The 20,843-nt window shown below is 26.8% G+C and carries 19 protein-coding genes and 2 riboswitches; of the genes, 13 read left to right on the top strand and 6 right to left on the bottom strand.

Translation table 11 applies throughout. The features are described 5' to 3' along the window. Positions 1-99 precede the first annotated feature (99 nt). The 6 genes from HMPREF0202_RS15185 (at position 100) to HMPREF0202_RS14540 (ending at position 6,098) form a co-directional block, all read left to right on the top strand. Positions 100-240, top strand: coding sequence for a hypothetical protein (locus HMPREF0202_RS15185; RefSeq protein WP_156898029.1), 141 nt, complete (start codon positions 100-102; stop codon positions 238-240). A 127-nt stretch (positions 241-367) separates the two neighbouring features. Beyond that, entirely contained in the window at positions 368-739 is a 372-nt protein-coding gene (locus HMPREF0202_RS14520) for a VOC family protein (protein ID WP_023051475.1), read from the top strand. Positions 740-830: 91 nt separating this feature from the next. Further along, entirely contained in the window at positions 831-1,565 is a 735-nt protein-coding gene (locus HMPREF0202_RS14525) for an MBL fold metallo-hydrolase (protein ID WP_023051476.1), read from the top strand. A gap of 94 nt (positions 1,566-1,659) precedes the next feature. Continuing rightward, positions 1,660-2,883 carry a sodium/glutamate symporter gene (gene gltS, locus HMPREF0202_RS14530; protein WP_023051477.1) on the top strand — a complete coding sequence of 408 codons (1,224 nt, stop codon included), beginning with the start codon at positions 1,660-1,662 and terminating at the stop codon, positions 2,881-2,883. Between the two features lie 643 nt (positions 2,884-3,526). After that, entirely contained in the window at positions 3,527-5,020 is a 1,494-nt protein-coding gene (locus tag HMPREF0202_RS14535) for an ABC transporter substrate-binding protein (RefSeq protein ID WP_023051478.1), read from the top strand. A 16-nt stretch (positions 5,021-5,036) separates the two neighbouring features. Continuing rightward, the gene (locus HMPREF0202_RS14540) at positions 5,037-6,098 is read left to right on the top strand and encodes a M42 family metallopeptidase (protein WP_040407770.1); all 1,062 of its coding nucleotides are present in this window, start codon (positions 5,037-5,039) and stop codon (positions 6,096-6,098) included. Positions 6,099-6,163: 65 nt separating this feature from the next. Here HMPREF0202_RS14540 and HMPREF0202_RS14545 read toward each other — a convergent pair whose 3' ends face one another. Then, the gene (locus HMPREF0202_RS14545) at positions 6,164-6,625 is read right to left on the bottom strand and encodes a C-GCAxxG-C-C family (seleno)protein (protein ID WP_023051480.1); all 462 of its coding nucleotides are present in this window, start codon (positions 6,623-6,625) and stop codon (positions 6,164-6,166) included. A 79-nt stretch (positions 6,626-6,704) separates the two neighbouring features. Beyond that, positions 6,705-8,033: an MATE family efflux transporter gene (locus tag HMPREF0202_RS14550; RefSeq protein WP_023051481.1), complete on the bottom strand. Its 1,329-nt coding sequence runs from the start codon at positions 8,031-8,033 to the stop codon at positions 6,705-6,707. A gap of 99 nt (positions 8,034-8,132) precedes the next feature. Between HMPREF0202_RS14550 and HMPREF0202_RS14555 the strand changes: the two genes are divergently transcribed. From HMPREF0202_RS14555 to mgtA, 3 genes are all read left to right on the top strand, one after another. Continuing rightward, positions 8,133-8,948, top strand: a complete 816-nt coding sequence (locus HMPREF0202_RS14555) for a MerR family transcriptional regulator (protein WP_023051482.1) — start codon at positions 8,133-8,135, stop codon at positions 8,946-8,948. A gap of 53 nt (positions 8,949-9,001) precedes the next feature. Next, positions 9,002-9,544, top strand: a complete 543-nt coding sequence (locus tag HMPREF0202_RS14560) for a tyrosine-type recombinase/integrase (RefSeq protein ID WP_023051483.1) — start codon at positions 9,002-9,004, stop codon at positions 9,542-9,544. A gap of 55 nt (positions 9,545-9,599) precedes the next feature. Continuing rightward, positions 9,600-9,755: riboswitch (M-box (ykoK) riboswitch) on the top strand. Between the two features lie 250 nt (positions 9,756-10,005). Continuing rightward, positions 10,006-12,654, top strand: a complete 2,649-nt coding sequence (mgtA, locus tag HMPREF0202_RS14565) for a magnesium-translocating P-type ATPase (protein WP_023051484.1) — start codon at positions 10,006-10,008, stop codon at positions 12,652-12,654. Positions 12,655-12,704: 50 nt separating this feature from the next. Here the strand turns inward: mgtA and HMPREF0202_RS14570 are convergent, their stop codons facing one another. Further along, the gene (locus HMPREF0202_RS14570) at positions 12,705-13,619 is read right to left on the bottom strand and encodes an SAM-dependent methyltransferase (protein ID WP_023051485.1); all 915 of its coding nucleotides are present in this window, start codon (positions 13,617-13,619) and stop codon (positions 12,705-12,707) included. Positions 13,620-13,891: 272 nt separating this feature from the next. Here HMPREF0202_RS14570 and HMPREF0202_RS14575 point away from each other — a divergent pair, with 272 nt between their 5' ends. After that, positions 13,892-14,209, top strand: coding sequence for a protein-tyrosine phosphatase family protein (locus HMPREF0202_RS14575; protein ID WP_023051486.1), 318 nt, complete (start codon positions 13,892-13,894; stop codon positions 14,207-14,209). 20 nt (positions 14,210-14,229) lie between these two features. Here the strand turns inward: HMPREF0202_RS14575 and HMPREF0202_RS14580 are convergent, their stop codons facing one another. Next, positions 14,230-14,490, bottom strand: coding sequence for an ArsR/SmtB family transcription factor (locus tag HMPREF0202_RS14580; protein ID WP_023051487.1), 261 nt, complete (start codon positions 14,488-14,490; stop codon positions 14,230-14,232). Positions 14,491-14,672: 182 nt separating this feature from the next. Here HMPREF0202_RS14580 and HMPREF0202_RS14585 point away from each other — a divergent pair, with 182 nt between their 5' ends. Next, positions 14,673-16,430, top strand: coding sequence for a 1-deoxy-D-xylulose-5-phosphate synthase (locus tag HMPREF0202_RS14585; protein WP_023051488.1), 1,758 nt, complete (start codon positions 14,673-14,675; stop codon positions 16,428-16,430). Between the two features lie 48 nt (positions 16,431-16,478). Here HMPREF0202_RS14585 and HMPREF0202_RS14590 read toward each other — a convergent pair whose 3' ends face one another. Both HMPREF0202_RS14590 and HMPREF0202_RS14595 read right to left on the bottom strand, forming a co-directional pair. Then, entirely contained in the window at positions 16,479-17,897 is a 1,419-nt protein-coding gene (locus tag HMPREF0202_RS14590) for an amidohydrolase (protein WP_211231184.1), read from the bottom strand. Between the two features lie 44 nt (positions 17,898-17,941). Continuing rightward, positions 17,942-18,039, bottom strand: a riboswitch (purine riboswitch). Between the two features lie 105 nt (positions 18,040-18,144). Then, positions 18,145-18,795 (bottom strand): MurR/RpiR family transcriptional regulator, encoded by a 651-nt coding sequence (locus HMPREF0202_RS14595; protein WP_023051490.1) that lies wholly within the window; start codon positions 18,793-18,795, stop codon positions 18,145-18,147. Positions 18,796-18,835: 40 nt separating this feature from the next. Here HMPREF0202_RS14595 and HMPREF0202_RS14600 point away from each other — a divergent pair, with 40 nt between their 5' ends. Next, entirely contained in the window at positions 18,836-19,450 is a 615-nt protein-coding gene (locus HMPREF0202_RS14600) for an AAA family ATPase (protein ID WP_023051491.1), read from the top strand. A 15-nt stretch (positions 19,451-19,465) separates the two neighbouring features. Further along, entirely contained in the window at positions 19,466-20,758 is a 1,293-nt protein-coding gene (locus HMPREF0202_RS14605; RefSeq protein WP_023051492.1) for a PTS sugar transporter subunit IIC, read from the top strand. Positions 20,759-20,843: the final 85 nt, after the last annotated feature.

The raw sequence follows: 20,843 nt of genomic DNA on the forward strand, positions 1-20,843 counted from the left end.
ATAACTTTGTATTTATTTTATATAATTTTATTAAAAGAGAAAATTTGCTATTATTATTGTATACAAAATTTGAATTTTTTAGATATAATGGAGGTAGAATTGGATCACAAAGAGAGAGAAAAAAAATTAAAAGAAAAATTAAAAAATTATACAATGGATGAATTACTTGATCTAGTTATACTAGGATTAAAGCAGGATATGATAGATAAAAAAAATGATGAGCAAGAAAAAGCTTGCTAAGATTAAAATAATATACAAAAAGCTTAGATTTATATCTAAGCTTTTTATTTTATAAGTGTTATGTATTATTGACAAATAATATACAATTAATGTATTATTTAGATAATTATATTTTAGGGAGGATTATATGAAATTTGTTTTTAATCATTTTAATATTAATGTTTTAAATCTTGAAAAAAGTATAGAATTTTATGAAAAAGCTTTAGGATTAAAGGAGGTAAGAAGAAAAGAAGCGGCAGATGGTAGTTATGTTTTAGTTTATATGGGAGATGGAGAAACAGGATTTACTATCGAGCTTACATGGTTAAGAGATAGAGAAGAAGCTTATGATTTAGGAGATGAGGAGTTTCATCTAGCTTTCGTAACAGATAACTATGAAGAAGCATATAAAAAGCATAGTGAAATGGGATGTATTTGCTATGAAAACACAGCCATGGGAATTTACTTTATCAATGATCCAGATGGATATTGGCTAGAAGTTATTCCACCAAGAAAATAAAGAAATAATAAGGAGAAGAAATTTTTTCTCCTTTTTTATTATATTAGATTTTTAAAAATTATTAAGATAAAAATTAGAGGAGATATTAATTATGAAAAATTTGAAAATATACTATATTTATCATAGTTGCTTTGTAGTTGAAACAAAAAATTATCTTATAGTTTTTGATTATTTTAAAAAACCTTTAAAAAATAGAGATGATGATATATCGTTAGATGAAAAAATTTTAAATACTAAAAAGAAAGTATTAATTTTTTCATCTCATAGTCATTACGATCATTTTAATAAAGAAATTTTTTCTTGGAAAAATAAATTTAGAATAATTGAATATATTTTAAGTAGTGATATTATTTTTAATAATGAATTACAAAGTTGTCATAAAATTTGTGAGAATGAAGCTCTTGACATAAATGGAGTAAAAATAAAAGCATATGGATCCACGGATTTAGGAGTTTCTTTTTTAGTTGAAGTAGATACATTGAAGATATTTCATGCAGGGGATTTAAATTGGTGGTATTGGAAAGATGATACACCAGATGAGGAAAAATATATGAAAGAATATTATCAAAAAATTATTGAACAAATTAGAAAGAATAATAATATTGATATAGCATTTTTTCCAGTAGACCCTAGATTAGAGGAGTTTTATTATTTGGGAGGCGAATATTTTGCTGAGAATGTAAAACCAAAACTAATGATACCAATGCATTTTGATGAAAATTTTTATATATGTAAAGAATTTAAAGAAAAAATTGAGAGATTTAATGTAGAAGTAGCTCTAATAGAAAGAACTAACTATTTACTAAGAGTTAAAACCAATATTTAGATATCAGTTTAAGAAAATCATAACCTTGACTTTTAAAAAAAAATAAAGTAGATAAATACTAATTAAAATTTTATAAAAATACAAGGAGGGGCTTATGAATTTTTCAATTGATGATTTTGGTTTTTTAATTAGTTTTAATATGATTGGGACACTGGCAATTGGTTTAATTTCGCTATATATAGGATTATATATAAAAAATTATTCTAAATTTTTTAATAAATTTGGAATTCCAGCACCGGTTATTGGAGGAATATTATTTGCAGTAATACATCTAATTATAAGGCAATTAGGAATTGGAACAATAAAATATGATACAACTTTGCAAGATCCCTTTATGGTAGTATTTTTTACAACGATTGGAATAGGTTCATCAATTGCAGCATTAAAAAAAGGTGGAAAACTATTAGTTATATTTTGGTTATTAAGTGGTATAATGACTTTTATGCAGACTGTTATAGGTGTTGGAGTAGCCAAAATAACGAATATTCATCCTTTATATGGAGTTTTAGCTGGGTCTGTTTCTATGAGTGGGGGCCACGGATCTGCTGGAGCTTTTGGAAAAACGGTTGAACAATTAGGTGTTATGGGAGCAAGTACAATGGCTCTTTCGTCAGCAACATTTGGTTTATTAGCTGGAGGATTACTAGGAGCACCACTAGCATTATACCTGATAAGAAAAAATAATTTAAAAGCAGTAAACATAGTTGGAAAGGATGATGTTAATTTTGAAGAGAAATTTTCATATCAAAATATAACAGCGGATGAATTATTAAAGCATATAGCTGTACTTTCAATAATAATGATGATAGGAACTAGTTTTTCATCTATGTTAAAATCATATTTTGATTTAGCTCTTCCATCTTATGTTGGAGCAATGTTTGTTGCAATAATTTTTAATAATTTAAATGTAAAATATAATTTTATTAGCTTAAATAGGAATTTAATTGATATTTTAGGAATAACTTCTTTAAATATCTTTCTATCAATGGCTTTAATTTCTTTAAGATTGTGGGAACTAGCTTCTCTAGCTGTACCGATGTTTTTAATTTTATTTGCTCAAGTTTTATTTATGGCATTTTTTACGAGTCAAATTGTATTTAAGGCAATGGGAAAAGATTATGATGCAGCGGTAATGGTTTCAGGAATGTGTGGTTCAGGACTAGGAGCTACAACAAATGCAATGTTAAATATGGGTGAGATATCCGAAAGGCACGGATATACAGTTAACCCTTATTTAATAGTAACGTTAACAGGAGCATTTTTAATAGATATATTTCAAATGCCTGTAATTATCGGTGCAATAAATATGTTTAAATAAATTGAGATATCGAAGTGTATTAAAAACAAAAAAAATTACATCAGTTGGCAAAATACAATACTATAAAAACTTTAATGGGTATAAATTGTAAATAAAGAACGTAATAAGAACACAGTTCTTAAAATTGTATTCGAAATAAAAACATGGTTGACATAGATTTACGGATATGGTATTATCAATTGAAACCGATGATTAAGTAAATTTAATACCCCCCAAAAATTTATTTAAATCTTTTTATTTTAACACTCCCCCGTGTTATAAAAACCTTCCTTTTCCCCAAAAGGAAGGTTTTTTATTTTCATCTTTTAAGTATAAAAGGAAAAACTATAATAATAAGAATATAAAGTTATAATGAAATATAAATTAGGAGGTTTTTATGAAAACTTTAGGAGTATTTTTAATTTTAGGAGCATTAATTTTTGGATTAAGTTCATGTTCTTCATTAGATATGGAAACAGCAGGAGCATCAAAAACATCAAGTCAAAAATATTAGTAAGATATAAGAATAAGAATAGAGAAAAAGTTGAAGGAATATTTACTTCAACTTTTTTTGTTATTATTTTTTTATAAAAAAATAAAATAAAAATTGATTTTCAATTTTAAAAATAGTATTATCTTATAAAATAGGTTTGGGGAGGTAATGATGAAAAAGTTATTTATTGTTTTTTTTACATTGGGATTGGTTATTTTTGGAGGATGTGGAGAAAAAAAGAGCAAAGAAAAAGAAAAATTAGTATTTGCTCAGTTAAGTGACCCTAAAACTTTAGATCCACAAAATTCAACTGATAATTATTCTCAGGTGGCTATTACACAAATATACGATAGACTATTTGAAATAGACGAAAAAAATGGAACTCCAGTTCCAAGTTTAGTTGAAAGTTATAAAAAAATTAATGATAATATTTTAGAAATAGTATTAAAAAAGGGTGTAAAATTTACAAATGGAGATAGCTTAACTGCTGAAGATGTTAAGTTTACATTGGAAAGAGCTAAGGAAAATCCTAAGGTTGCCCATCTTTATAAGATGATTAAGGATGTAAAAGTTTTAAATAATAATACATTAGAAATTATTACAGAAGAACCATTTGCACCTCTTTTAAATCATTTGAGTCATAAATCTTCATCAATTATTAATAAAAAAGAGGTTTTAAAAAATTCAGAAAATTATTTTAATAATCCTGTAGCAACAGGACCATATAAAGTACAAAATTGGGCATTAGGAGATAGTATAACTTTAATTTCAAATGAAAACTATTATAAAGGAAGTCCTAAAATAAAAACTGTTATAATAAAAGCAGTTCCTGAAGAAAATAGTAGAGTTATTGGTTTAGAAACAGGTGAAATTGATATGTCATTAGATATTCCTGCAATTTCGTGGGAAGAGCTAGAAAAAAGTGGAAAAGCTAAAGTTTATTCAGCTCCTTCTACAACAACAGGATATGTAGGATTAAATACAAAATCACCAACTTTATCAAATAAACTTTTGAGACAAATTATAGCAATGGCTATTGACAAAGAGAGTATTGTTGATACTATATATTTAGGGAAAACAAAAGTTGCTAATCAATTTTTAGCACCACCAGTTTTTGGATATAATAAAGATGCTTTACCTCAAGAATACAATGTTGAAAAAGCACAACAACTTTTAGAAGAAAATGGATTAGTTGGAACTAAATTAAAAATATCTGTAAGTAGTCCAGAAAGAGTTCAAGTGGCAACAATAATACAAGATCAATTAAAAAAAATAGGTATAGATTTAGAAATTGAACTACTAGAATGGGGAGCTTTTTTATCTCAAACGGGATCTGGGAACACAGATATGTTTATTATGGGATGGGGACCATCAACATACGATGGTGACTATGGGTATTATCCAAATATTCACACTAGTCAGATGGGAAGTAATGGTAATAGGGCATTTTATTCAAATCCAAAGATAGATAGTCTTTTAGAATTAGCTAGAAAAGAGAATGACATAGAAAAGCGAAAGGAATATTATAAAGAGATTCAAGAGATTTTAAATGAAGATGTTCCTTTAATTCCTTTATACCATGGAAATGTTGTTTATGGAGTTAATACTAATCTAAAAAATGTTGAAGCAACAGGATATCCGGAGTTTTATAAATATGAATTTTAGTTTTGGGGAGGAAGTAATGGATACAATTAAATTATTAGAAAAATTGTCAAATTTACATGGAGCACCAGGTCATGAACAAGAAGTTTTAGAATTTATAAAAGATAATATGAAAGGTTATATTTGTGAGAGAGATTCTATAAATAATCTTTATATAAAAACGAATATAGAACAAGATAAACCTATTGTAGCACTAGATTGTCATAGTGATGAAGTTGGTTTTATAGTAGAAGGAATTAAAGCCAATGGAACTATAACATTTTTACCTTTAGGAGGATGGCATATAACAAATATTCCAGCCCATTCAGTTGTTATAAGAAATTTCAAAGGAGACTATATAAAGGGAGTTGTATCATCTAAACCACCTCACTTTATGACACCAGAAGAAAAGCAAAGATTGCCGAAGATAGAAGAATTAGTTATAGATATTGGAACTAGTTCATATGAGGAAACTGTAGAGTTGTATGGAATAGAAGTTGGAAATCCAATAACACCAGACGTAATGTTTTCATATGATGAAAAAATAGAAGTTGTTAGAGGAAAAGCTTTTGATAATAGACTTGGATGTGCTATTGTAATGGAAGTTATGAAGGGAATAAAATCTAAAGAATTAAAAGTAGAAGCGGTAGGAGTGATAAGTGCTCAAGAGGAAGTTGGGTTAAGAGGAGCTCAAGTAGCGGCAAATACAATAAAGCCTGATTTTGCAATTATTTTTGAAGGGTCACCTGCAGATGATACATTTAAAGATGCTTTTTCATCAAAAGGAGCTATAGGAAAAGGGGTGCAGCTTAGAGTTTTGGATGCAGGAATGGTTTCAAATCCAAGAGTTCAGGAGTTTGTAAAAAATATTGCAATTAAAAACAATATTCCATTCCAAGTTATAGCAAGAAGTGGAGGAAGCACAAATGGTGGTAAATACCATATTGCTGAAAAAAGTATTCCGACAGTTGTTATTGGAATTCCAACAAGATATATCCATACTCATTATACATATGCATCAGTAAAAGATTTTAAAAATGCAATCTGTTTAGGGGAGAAAATATTAGAAGAGTTGTCAAAAGATACAATAAAAAGTTTTTAGATTTATAAGAAAAAATGTCAAGAGATTACCTTGACATTTTTTTTATTAAAGTAAAATCGAACAGACTAGTCAATAATTTTAAGGCCAAGTTCTCTAGCAATTATAGTTGCAGCAACTTCAGCAACTTCTCCTGTGAAAGAAACACATTGATTTTTATGTTCTTTTGCTCCCATATCCATTCCATGAGTTAAAACTTTACAACATAAAACTTTGTGATTTTTTCTAAACTCTTCTTGTAATTCGTAAGCTAGTTCAAGATTTTTATTAACTTTAGTATCTCCACCTTTAGTTCTCCCAAAGAAATAACTAATTGCCATAACTCCACCACTAACAGCACCACAAACACATTTAGATTTACCAATACCAACTGGAAATCCAGAGGCAACAGCAATTAATGCTTCTGGCATTTCAGGAGCAATATTATTTCTAATAGAGTTAACTATTGCTTCTGAGCAGAAAAAATCACCTACTCTATAAGCCTCTTCTGCATCAAACTTTATTTTTTTAATACTTATTTCATTGTTCATTGTTTTCACTCCTTATTTTACAAATTTATTTGTATATTTTAACATTAATATAAAAAAGTAGCAAAACAATATTAGAAAACTATTCTACAATTTTCTTATATCCACTTTTTATAAAAAATATAGATGATACCACAAGCATGATAAGCTCATTAACAGGAGCAGATAACCAAATTCCTTTTGTATTGAAAATTCCTGGTAAAAGAAATAATAAAATATTAATAAAAATAAGACCTCTTAAAACACTTAAAATACTTGATATAAAAGCATCTTCTACAGCTGTAAAATATGAACTAATAATAATATTAATTCCCATTAAGATATATGTAAAACTATAATATATAACAGCTTCTTTAGTTAAAATAAATAGTTCTTTATTTTCTTTTATAAAAATAGAAACTAATTCATTAGCAAACATATTTATGATGAAAAAGAAAAATATTCCTAAAGAAAAAACTGTAACAGTTCCTATTTTTAATATTTTTAAAACTCTTTTATTAGATTGAGCACCATAGTTAAAGCTTATAATGGGCTGTAGTCCTTGAGAAAATCCAATCATTGTCATAGTAACAAGAGTAGATATATAGCTGATAACACTAAAAGCAGAGATTCCGTCATTTCCAATTATAGCCATTATATTTATATTAAAAGCCATTATAACTACGCCAGTAGCCATCTCAGTTAAAAATTCAGAAGAACCATTATATAAAATAGTTCCTACTGTTTTTAGATTAAATTTAGTAAAAGTGTATCTTAATTTTTTAGCTTTAAATAAGAGATAATATCCTAACATTAAAGCTGTTGTCATTTGAGCAGCTCCAGTAGCAATAGCAGCACCCTTAATTCCCATATCCAGTATAACTATTAAAAAATAATCTAAAACAATATTCATAATAGCTCCACCCAATATACAAAGTAAAGAGTAATTAGGGCTTCCTTCTATTCTTACAAAACTTTCAAAACCGTAGGAAAGCATATAAAAAAGAGTAAAGAAAGATAAATAAAATAGATAGGTTGTAGCTTCTTCTAAAATAATATCGTTAGCTCCTAAAATTCTAACAACTTTTTCAGGAAAAATTATTCCAATCAAACTCAAGATTGAACTAAAAACCATAAAAAGCTGTAAAGAAGTACTATAAGATTTTAGAGCTTTTTTATCTTCTCCAGATCCAAGTTGAATAGCAATCATAGTAGAACTCCCAACCGCAACCATTATACCAATAGCAAAAGAAAAATTAACATAAGGCATAACGATATTTACAGCTGCTAAGCTTTTAGCTCCTAAGAATTTACCAATGAATATTCCATCCACTATTGTGTATAAAGAGAAGATCCACATGGTCAGAATAGAAGGAACTCCATATTTAAAAATAAGTTTAAAAAGATTTTCATTTAATAATTTTTTTTGCATAGTAATCGCCTCCAACCATATTATAAACTCTAGAATAGTTCTAGAGTCAACTCTTTAATAAAATAAAGAAGTAGTGTATAATATTTATGAGGTGAGTTTATGAAAAAATATTATTCTATAGGAGAAATAAGTAAAATATATAATATAAGTGTTGATACATTAAGACACTATGAAAAAATAAAACTTTTAGAACCAGCTTTTAGAAAAAGCACAGGATATCGATATTATTCAAGTGAACAGATTTGGAAATTAAATAATATAAGAAATTTAAGGGGATTAGGACTTGGATTAGAAGCTATAAAAGGTTTCTTAGAAACAAGAAGCGTTAATTCTACAGAAAAAGTTTTAGATTCACAGCTGGAAATTGTAGAAAGAGAATTAGAAAAATTTAGTAGATTAAAAGAAGAGTTGTTGATTAAAAAAGCCAATTTAGAATATTTTAAAAATAACATATCTTTTGGAGTTCCACAATTAAAAAATATATCTAAGAGAAGAATTATAAAATCTAAAGGTCGTGTCAAAGATGATGGTGATATTGATTTTAAAATAAAACTTTTGAGTATAAAAACTCTTTCAGAAAATGATTTTTTGTTTACAGAAAATGAGTTTGGAGGAACTTTAAGTAGAGAAAATTTTTCGAAAAAAAGATATGATACTTATGAAGAAATTTTTGTAATAAATAACGAAGGAACAGAAGAGGGAGAGGAAATTGAAGCTGGAGATTATGTTTCTATTTACTATAGAGGATACTATTCAGAAAATTATAGATATTATGAAAAAGCTAAGCGTTTTATTAAAGAAAATGAATTAAGCATTACGGGAGATATTTTTGAAATTTTTCATATAGATATACATACTACAGAAAATTCAGAAGAATATATAACTGAAATACAAATTCCTGTAAAAAAGCTATAGATTATTTGTTTTCTAAATAAAATATAAATGTTATAATCAAATAGGGTGATATGATGGGAAAAATGACAAAGGCTATAAGTAAAGAAGAGATTGATACTATTTTAGGGTCAATAAAGATAAAACAAGATGTAAGAAACGCTTTATTAGTAGAATTAAATACAGGACTTAGAATTCAAGATATAGCTAGACTTAGATATAATGATATTCAATTTGGAAAATTAGAAATAATTGAGAAAAAGACAAAAAAGCCCCAAATTACAAGAATAAATATGGAGTTAGTTGAATATCTTTTTAAAAATAGAACTAGAGAGGATAATTTTATATTTGCCTCAAATGAAAAAGAAGTAAAAGCTTTTGTAAGAAAAGTACAAGATCAAATATTAAAAGCGTGTGATTATGAAAATATTGATAGTACCTTCATAAGCACACATAGTTTTAGAAAATCTTTTGCCACGTTAGCATATAATGAAACTAAAGATATTATGTTTGTACAGCAACTATTAAATCATTCAAGTGTTTCTGTTACTCAAAAATATATTAGAGTAAATAAAGAGAAAGCTGATGATTATAGAGGGAAGCAAAGGCTAGGATTTTAAATATAAATTTATAGAGGTTGACAAAATAATTTAAATGTAGTATTATCATCACAGATAGAAAAATCGGTAGGTGAGGCTACCATAGGGATAAGGGTTGCTGCCGCGAAATAGTGGAGACACTATGAGTTGGTTAACAGTCTATGTCGAATTCAAGGCATAGAATAATGCAATTTCATCGCCCTATGAAGCTAAAGCTCAAACGGTTATTAAAGTAAATTATTTTTTGATTATTTACCTTATTACTTGTTTGAGTAATGAGGTTTTTTTATTTTAAATTTAAAATTTGGAGGTGTAAAAATGGAAGGAGATGTCCAGAGTAGTAGGAGAAGTACTTTTTATTTAAAATATTATTTAAGAATAGATTTAAGTTCTCTTACAGTGGAAAATCTATTCTATTTTTAGCATTGAAAAAATTAGTACTTCTCATTTAAAAAATTTAATTATATGAGGAGGAATTTAAAATGAAAAAACTTATATCGCTAGATGCCCATAATAGATTGAATTGGGCTATGAAGGAAAACATTGAAAATATTTTTATAAAATTGAAAACAGGAGTATCTGGTTTAAGTAATGACTCTATAGAAATAATGAGAGAAGCTTTTGGAAAAAATAAGATTTCAGATCAAAAAAAGGATTCAGCTTTAAAAAAATTTATATTCGCTTTTATAAATCCTTTTACGATAATTCTTTTTATATTAGCTGGAGTTTCTCTCTTCACTGAAGTTATTCTTGCAAATTCAGAGAATAAAGATTTTACAGGTGTAATCATAATATCGACAATGGTTATTACAAGTGGTTTATTACGTTTTATTCAAGAGTCTCGTTCAGATAATGCTGTTGAAAAATTAAATGAAATGGTAGAAACGACTGCACTCATAACTAGAAGTGGAATATCAAAAGAGATTCCTGTAGATGAAATTGTTGTTGGTGATTTAATAATATTGAATGCTGGAGATATAGTTCCAGCTGACATAAGATTAATACAGGCAAAAGACTTATTTATAAGTCAATCATCTTTAACTGGAGAAAGTGAGCCTGTTGAGAAGATTATTGTAGAAATTTCGGAGAATATTTTACCTTTAGAATCTAAGAATTTAATTTTTATGGGAAGTAATATTATAAGTGGATCTAGTAAAGGAATTGTAATTACTACAGGTGATGAAACGATATTAGGAAGAATTGCAAAAGATTTAAATAAGAAAAAAAACATAACAAGTTTTGAAAAAGGAGTTAATTCTGTTTCTAAAGTATTGATAACATTTATGCTTTTTATGGTTCCTTTTATTTTTTTGATTAATGGTGTTGTTAAAGGCGATTGGTTTGAGGCATTTTTATTTGCCCTTTCTATTGCAGTAGGATTGACTCCAGAAATGTTACCAATGATTGTTTCGGCTAATCTTGCAAAAGGTGCTAGAAAAATGGCAAAGAAAAAAGTAATAGTAAAAAATTTAAACGCTATTCAAGACTTAGGAGCAATGGATATTCTATGTACAGATAAAACAGGAACTCTGACTGAGGATAAAATTGTATTGGAACATTATTTTAACATTAATGAACAAGAGGATAAAGATGTTCTAAAATATGCTTTTTTAAATAGTTTTTATCAAACAGGATTAAAAAATTTAATAGATATAGCTATAATAAAACATGCTAATGAAAAAGAAATTGATTTGTTAACAAAAACATATACGAAAATTGACGAGATACCTTTTGATTTTAATCGTCGTAAAATGAGTGTTTTAGTAGAAAATATAGATAAAAACATTGAGCTTGTAACGAAAGGTGCTGTAGAAGAGATAATTGAAATTTCATCTTTTATTCAAAAAGATGGAGAAATAGTTTCTTTAACTAGGGAGCTAAAAGAGGAGATAATGCAGCAAGTTAAAAAATTTAATAGTTTTGGATTAAGAATATTAGGTATTGCTAAAAAAGAACTAAATAGAAATAGTTGTAGTTTAACAGATGAAAATAATATGATTTTCATGGGATATTTAGCATTTTTAGATCCACCTAAATCAAGTACTAAAGAGGCGATAAAATCACTTTTAGAATTTAATGTAGGAATTAAAATTTTAACAGGGGACAACGATTCTGTTACTGCTTATGTTTGTTCTCAAGTTGGAATTGATAATACAGGAATAATGTTAGGTTCAGAATTAGATAGATTAAGTTTATCAGAATTAAAAATAGCTGTAGAAAAGAAAAGTATTTTTGCAAAATTGTCTCCGGACCAAAAGACATTGATAGTAAAAACATTAAGAGAGAATGGACATACTGTCGGTTTTATGGGGGATGGAATAAATGACGCATCAGCTATGAAAGAAGCAGATGTTGGAATATCTGTTGATTCAGCAGTTGATATAGCTAAAGAATCGGCTGATATTATTTTATTAGAAAAAAGTTTGATGGTTTTAGAAGATGGAATAATTGAAGGTAGAAAAATTTATGGAAATATAATTAAATATATAAAAATGACAGCTAGTTCAAACTTTGGAAATATGTTCTCAATGTTAGTTGCAAGTGCATTTTTACCATTTTTACCAATGTATCCAATTCAAATTTTAATGTTAAATTTGATTTATGATATATCATGTATTGCAATTCCTTGGGATAATGTGGATAGTGATTTTATAAAAAAACCTAAAAAATGGGATGCTTCATCTATAAAAAACTTTATGCTATGGATAGGTCCGAGTAGTTCAATTTTTGATATAACAACTTATATTGTGATGTATTTTATAATTACCCCACATATCTTAAAAGGTGAATTTCATAGTTTAGATGTCTTAAATCAAGAAAGATTTATATCTATTTTTAATACTGCTTGGTTTATAGAATCTCTTTGGTCTCAAACACTTGTTATATATTTAATAAGAACATCAAAATTATCATTTTTTAAAAATAGACCATCTTGGCAAGTAATATTATTGACAACAATTGGAATAACTATAGGAACAATTATCCCGTTTACAATTTTAGGAGATAAACTGGGTATGGTGGCCTTACCTTATTACTATTTTATTTTCTTATTTGTTACGTTAACAGCATACATATCGTTAGTTTCAGTTTTAAAAATAAAATTTATAAAAAAGTATAAAGAGTTATTGTAAAATAAAAGTCCATAGAATTATTTTCTATGGACTTTTTATATAATAATAAATTATTTTTTACCATAAAGTAAAACTTCAGATTTATTACTTGGAAGTTGAGTTGCTTTTACTTCAGTAAATCCAAATGTTTTAAATGTATCAATATGTTTTAAAACTTCTTTTACAGATATTTTATCTCCAATTTTTAGAGTGTAGTAAACTGTATGAATGCTCGGTCTTATAGACATAAATCTTTTAAGTTGACCTAAAATAAGTGATGGTAAGACATTAACATCAGATACTAGGAGATGACATGGCCTAGGAATATCAGAATCCTGAACTTTTTGCATAGGTTCTTTTATATGAGTAAACATAGGATTTTTTAAAAGATCTTCATTCATAAGAGCATTATCTACTCCATAAACTCTGAAACCTCTTTCTACCATAGCATAACTTGCTCCACCAGGAGCTGAACCTAATTCAAGAACAATTTCATTTTTGCCACAATTATAGTTTGACCAGATTAAAGCTTCAGCTATTTTTAAATAAGCTCTAGATGGAGCTGATTTAGGAAGGACTAAATTAGGGTTTGCACCTGGAATAAGCCAAGAACATTTGTGAGCTTTTCTCATTCCTAACCAATATTCACCTTCTTTAACTTCTAATACATCTAAAATAGTATCTCCAATATTTGCATATTCTCCTGAAGATTCATCATTTACGAAAGAAAATTTATGAATTTTATCAATAGAATATTTTTTTATCTCATTTTCTAGGTTGCTTTTATCAACTTTTCCTAAAGATATTCCATACGCTCTTGCAAAAACTAAATTTAGCTTACTGTTGAAATTCAAAGTTTCACTATTATCTTTAAAAGTTATATAACCGGGTCTAGAATAAGCAAAGCTTAATTCAGGATATTTAATAGCTACCTCTTCTTTTAATAATTTTTCACTTCCAATATTAACAATTGTATAAATAAACATTAATCACTCCTAAAAATTACTATATCTTTTTTGACATAATAATATAGCATTTTCTTCAAAAAATCTCAAGATTGAAATTATTATAATGAAAAAATTATTGACTATCATTTAACTTTAGGGTTTATACTAATATAGTACTATCGAGAAATAAAGTAAGACATATTTATGCCATAAAATTTTGTTAGAATAAAAAAACTTTGAAAGTGATACACATATTTTACACAAATATAAGTTATTACTAAAGTAGAAAATATATTTAATGGAGAGTAGTTATGAATAAACTTAAAATTTTAAAGAAATTAAAAAATAATTTAGAACTTAATATAGAGGAAATGGAAGAGTTATCGTCACATTTGCCTAATGAAACTTATAGTTTTATAAGAGAATGTTTAGAAAAAAGAGGTAAAGTATTAATATCAGAGATTTCAGAAAATTGTTTATTGCATTTAGAAAGTTTTGAAATTTGTAGTTTAACTTCAGATGTTTTTATAAGGGAATATGCAGAAGAAATAGGTTACTATGCTTTGAATTATAATAAAAAAATTTTTGAAGAATTATTTACCTACTTAGAAAGTAAGAAAAGCTCTTAGAGTTAATCTAAGAGCTTTTCTTAAAATTCTTTTAATAAATCTATAATTTCTATAATTTTTTTATTTTTTAAACTATAATGAACCCAACCACCATCTTTTTTTGAATTTAAAATCTTAGCATCTTTTAAAATTTTTAAGTGTTGAGATAAATTAGACTGCCCAATATTAAATGCTTCTTGTATTTTACAAACACATAAATTTTCATTTATAATTAGTAGTTTTATGATATCAAGTCTTAAGGGATGAGCTAAAGCTTTTAAAATTTTAATTTCTTTTTCCATTGTAAAACTCCTTTCTGATGACAATAAGAACTATTTGTCTATATAATAATATAAGAATTAAAAAAAAGTCAATATTTAATTAAAGTAGTATTACTCAAAGGTAAAAAAATATAATATAAAAGGATATTTAGATAATTTTTAGAAAATTAAATTAATTTAAATTAATTTAATTGGAGGTTATAATGGAACTAAAAATTTTATCTAATATCAATAGTCCAGTAGATTTAAAAAATCTTACTATTGGAGAATTAAATATCTTAGCGCAAGAGATAAGAGAAACTTTATTGGAAAAAATTAGCCAAACGGGAGGACATTTTGCACCAAATTTAGGTATAATTGAAGCAACTATTGCACTCCATTATGTTTTTAATTCTCCAATAGATAAATTTGTATTTGACGTTTCTCATCAAACTTATCCTCATAAGATATTAACTGGAAGAAAAGATGCATTTCTTAATAAAGATAAATATGGGACAGTAACGGGATTTACAAATCCCCATGAAAGTGATCATGATTTTTTTACAATTGGGCATACCTCTACTTCAATTAGTTTAGCTTGTGGTTTAGCAAAAGGTAGAGATTTATTAAATGGAAAAGAAAATATTGTGGCAATAATAGGTGATGGATCATTAAGTGGAGGAGAAGCTTATGAAGGATTAAATAATGCAGCAGTATCAGGCAAAAATATAATAATTTTAGTTAATGATAACAATATGTCCATTGCAAAAAATCATGGTGGTTTATATAAAGATTTAGAATTGTTACGTGAAACTAAAGGAAAATCTGAGAATAACTTTTTTAAATCTTTAGGATTTGAATATCATTTTGTAGATGATGGAAATAATATTGAAAAATTAATAGAAGCTCTAAAAAAAGTTAAAGATATTGATCATCCTGTTGTAGTTCATATGCATACTATAAAAGGAAAAGGATACAAAGACGCAGTTAAACATTTAGAATTTTATCATTATGTTTCTCCATTTGATTTAAAAAATCCAAAATTAATGTTAGAAAAGAAAGGAGAAAGTTACTCGGATATATCTGAAAATTTTTTAATAAAAAAAGCTAAAGGTGATAAAAGTGTAGTTGTAATAACGGCAGCAACACCAGGAAGTGTAGGATTACAAAAATTTAGAGAAGAGTGTAAAGAGCAGTATATAGATGTAGGAATAGCAGAGGAACATGCAATAGCATTAGTATCTGGAATATCTAAAAGAGGAGCAAAGCCAGTAGTAGAAGCCGTTGGAACTTTTCTTCAAAGAACCTATGATCAACTGTCTCAAGACTTAGCAATAAATAATAATCCGGCTACAATAGTTGTACATCATGGTGGAATTAGTAATTCGAGTATTACTCATTACGGAATATTTGATATTCCATTAATATCTAATATTCCAAATATTGTTTATTTAGCTCCTACTACAAAGGAAGAGTATTTAGCTATGTTAGAATGGTCAATAGAACAAAGACAGTATCCAGTAGCAATAAGAGTTCCAAATACAGCTGTAATATCCACAGGAGAAGAAGTAGAACCTAAGTTTGATAATCTTAATAAATTTTTAAAAGTTGAAAGTGGAAATCAAATAGCTATAATTGGTTTAGGCGATTTTTTTCATTTAGGAAAAAAAGTATATGATGAATTAAAAAAAATAGGAATAAATAGTACACTTATAAATCCTAGATTTATAACAGGAATAGATGAAGAGATGTTATATAAGCTTCTAGAAGGGCACGAGCTTGTAATAACTTTAGAAGATGGTGTTTTAGACGGTGGATTTGGCGAAAAAATTTCAAGATTTTATTCAGATAAAGATATAAAAGTTTTAAATTTTGGAGCAAAAAAAGAGTTTGTAGAAAGTGTTCCTTTAAAAGAACTTTATGAACGTTATCATTTGACAGAGAAATTAATTATTGAAGACATAATGAAAATATTTAAATAAAATAATAAAGATGGACTCTTTAATTTAAGAGTCCATTTTTATTAAATTTTAATTTATTTTCTTAGCTTTTTCTGCTAATTCTTTAGCAAATTTAGCAATATCATTTTCAATTTCTTTCATTTGTTTTATATTTTTTTTGATATCATAAGTTTTTAATTTTTTATTTTCTACAATTATTTTTCCATTAACAATTGTTGTATCTACATTAGATGGATTAGCTTGAAAAACAAGAGTAGCAAAAGGATCATAGTTAGGCATCATATTAGGAGATTTAGTTTCAATTATGACAATATCAGCTAATTTTCCAGGTTCAATTGATCCAATTTTCTTATCTAGATTTAAAGCTTGGGCTCCTCCAATTGTAGCCATTTTAACAACGACATCTGGAGTCATAATAGTTCTATCGTTATATTTTAACCTCTGCATAGAAGAGGCATAACTTAAAGTTCTAAAAAGATCTACTTGGTTAGAGCTCATAGGTCCATCAGTTCCGAGTCCAACTTTTATATTTTTATTTAACATTTCATAAGCTCTTGCTATTCCTGTGGCTCCTTTTGCATTAGCCATAGGATTATATGCAATTGAAGCTTCTCTTTTTTTTATGATATCTAAATCTTTTTCATTTAAATGAATAGCATGAGCAAGTAAAACTCTATTATTTAATACACCAATAGAATCCATATATTCAATAACAGATTTATTTTTTAAATTTAATCTTTTATCTTCATCATCAAATTCTCCAACATGAATCATAATAGGAACATTGTATTGTTTAGATAAATTTTCTATTTCTTGCATTTTTTCTTTAGAAACAGTATAAGGAGCATGAGGACCAAAAGCAGGAATAATTAAATCATCATTTTTGTACTCTTCAATAAAATTAATAGCATATTCAATTCCACCATAAGGAGTCTTAGCGTCAACAACAGGGAATTTTATAACAGTTTCTCCAAGAACACCTCTAATCCCAACATCTTTTGTAGCCTTAGCCATTTCATCCATATGGTAATACATATCAGCATATGTTGTAACTCCAGAAAGAGCCATATCAATACTTCCATGAATAGTAGCTTTGTAAATTAAGTCTCTATTTAATTTTTCTCCTTCTAACGGAAAAAAGTAAGCGAATAATCTATTTTTTATTCCTTCTTCTCCAAGCCCTCTGAAAGCAATCATAGGAAGATGATTGTGTGTATTAATCATACCAGGCATAATTATGCCATTTTCAGCATCTATTATTTTTTTTGCAGAGTAAACTTTTAAAAGTTCTTTATTTCCCACAGAAATAATTTTATTATCTTTTATAATAACAACGCCACTATTTATAACTTTATTATTTTTATCCATAGTTAAAACAGTACCATTTTTAATAATAATACTGGCATTTTCTTTTTTTTGAATTAAAGAACTACATCCAACTAAAAATAGTGTACCTATTAAAAGCATATTTTTCAAATAATTTTTCACAAAATCCTCCCTAAAAAAATAAACAGCAAGCAAAAGCTTACTGTTTTAAGTCAACTTTTACCTATAGTACCAAATTTACGGTTTGGTGTAGAAACTTTTGGCCATATCCCAAATATATATAAGTTTTATAATTTTTCTAAAAGAATTTTATCATATTTTATTCAAAGATTGAAGGGAAAACATTTTTTTATTTTTCAAAACATTTTTTTAAATAGCTTGCAATTATTGACTTTTATTATAAAAAAGATTATATTCTTTTCAAGATTTCTTCAAAAATAGTAATGACATCTGCAAAAAAAATATCATTAGTTGAGATAAGACTTATATCAGAAAGATTTTCAATTGTAGTATCTTTTTTTCCAATAAAGCTCAAACTCCTAATTTTATTTTTAGTAGCTATTTTGAGAATATCAATAACAGATTCAGTTTCACCAGATTGAGAAAGTGTTATCAAGATAATATCTTTAGAAAAGTAATTTTCTAATAATTGAATATGACTGTTAGAAATACTTCTTATTCCAAGAAGAGCTAGACGCTCATTCATATATGAAGAAATATTATTTGCTATTCCTGTAGATGTAAACATAAAAAGTTTATCTTTGTTTTTTTTCAATAAATTAATTGCTTTTTTGAATGATTCATTTTCTTCGAAAGAATAATCCTTAGAAATTAAAGAATTATTATTTATTTTTAAAAAATAAATAAAATTGGAGTAACTGCTATAGCCAATTTTACTCATACATTTATAGATGACAGATGTAGAAGTAAAATTTTCTAAAGCTACATTTCTAATAGAAATTTTCTTTTTATTTTGAATATTTTGAACTATAAACTCTAAAATAGTTTTTTCTAGAATTGTCAATTTGTGTTTTTTACAAATATAATTTATATCAATCATTAATATCACCAACAATATTATATATCATAAAGGAGAAAAAATGGAAAAGAAATTTTTACAAGACCCTTGGGCAAGAGTAACAACAAGAAATGGATTAGTAGGAGATGAGGTTATTTCAGCTCTTCAAAAATCTATTAGAAGAGGAAAAGTTGAGGCAGCATGCGAATTTGCTTATGAAATGTATATAACATCTCCACAAATGGAGGAAAAACTATGGAGAAGATTAGTTGCAATTTCTGTTGAAGATATTGGAATGGGAGATCCAATGGCAGCTATTCTAATAAATAATTTAAAAGAAATGAGGAAAGAATATGCTTATGCTGATGGAGATAGACCAATATTTTTTATTCATGCAATTAGATATCTTTGTAATTGTGAAAAAGATAGATCAAGTGATTTATTAAAAAATATTGTTATTAAAGGATTTGCGATGGGACATGTTCCAGAGATACCTGATTATGCTTTAGATAAACATACAACTAGAGGAGCAGAAATGGGAAGAGATTCATTTCATTTTTTAAATGAAGCTAGTATGGTTATTCCTCAAAAAGAAGTAGATAATGACTATAAAGAACAATATAATGAAATTTTAAAGAAGTACGATCCAAAAAAAGTAGTAATATCAGCATTTAAATATAATCCGTGGCAAGAATAGGAGTTTGGGGGAAGAATGGAGAATAAATTTTTAAGTAAATTAGAAAAAGTACTTTTGCCTATAGGGGATAAAATTGGTAATCAAAAACATTTAGCAGCAATTTCAACAGGAATGATGATGACTCTTTCTTTAATTGTTGTAGGTTCATTATTTTTAATACTAGCTAATCCACCTATAAATGTTGATTTAGTAAATCCTGAAACACAAAATATATTTTTGAAATTTATGTTAAATTGGAAAAAATTTGCTATAGAAAATTATGCAATATTAACTAAGCCTTTTAATTTTACAATGGGAATAGTAGGTTTAATGACATCATTTACTATAGCTTATGCATTATCAGGAAACTATAATCTTAATAAGTCAACATCGGGTTTAATATCAATGATTATATTTTTACTAGTAGCTGCACCAATTGAAAATAACTCTATTGTAATGACTTATTTAGGTGCTGATGGGTTATTTATTGCAATTATCTTAAGTCTTTTAACAGTTGAAATAACAATGCTTATTGAAAAATTAGATTGGAAGTTTAAAGGTGAACATATTCCACCAGCAGTTTTATCTTTTATGAATGCATTAATTCCATTACTAGTGAATATAATTATAATTTATGGTTTAAGTATTACAATCTTTGTATATACAGGAAAAGATATTCCAAGTTTAATAATGATGATATTAACACCAGCATTAACAATTGGAAATAATATATGGGGTTATGTTGCAATTGTTGTTTTTGGAAATCTATTATGGTTATTTGGAATAAATGGAACATCGATAATCTTTCCGCTTGTATTTTCTTTAGGAATTGCAAATACAGGAATCAACGCAGAGTTAATAAAGTCTGGACAAGAACCACAGATGCTTATGAATTTACAAATGTTTAGAGTAGCAATATTAGGTGGGGCAGGAAATACAATAGGATTAGTTATTCTTATGATGAGAAGTAGATCTCAGCAACTTAAATCAATAGGAAAATTATCGTTTATTCCAGGAATTTGTGGAATAAATGAACCTGTAATTTTTGGAACACCAATCATATTAAATCCAATATTAGCTATTCCATTTTTATTTATGCCGATAGTGAGTTTGTCATTAACTTATGTTGCTCAAAAAATAGATTTAATATCTATGGGTTATATAGTAGATCCGTCATTTGCACCATTTTTTATCCAAGGGTATCTATCTTCTATGGATATAAGAAATTTAATATTTACAATATTTATAGCTGTATTAAGTATTATAATATATTACCCATTTTTTAAGATTCATGAAAAACATATGTTAGAAATTGAAAATTCTATATAAATAAAAAAATCTCAATCCAGAAAGATTGAGATTTTTTTATAAATTTATTATATATTTAACGCAAGTGCTATACAACCTAGTAATC

The organism is Cetobacterium somerae ATCC BAA-474, assembly GCF_000479045.1.
GTDB lineage: Bacteria > Fusobacteriota > Fusobacteriia > Fusobacteriales > Fusobacteriaceae > Cetobacterium_A > Cetobacterium_A somerae.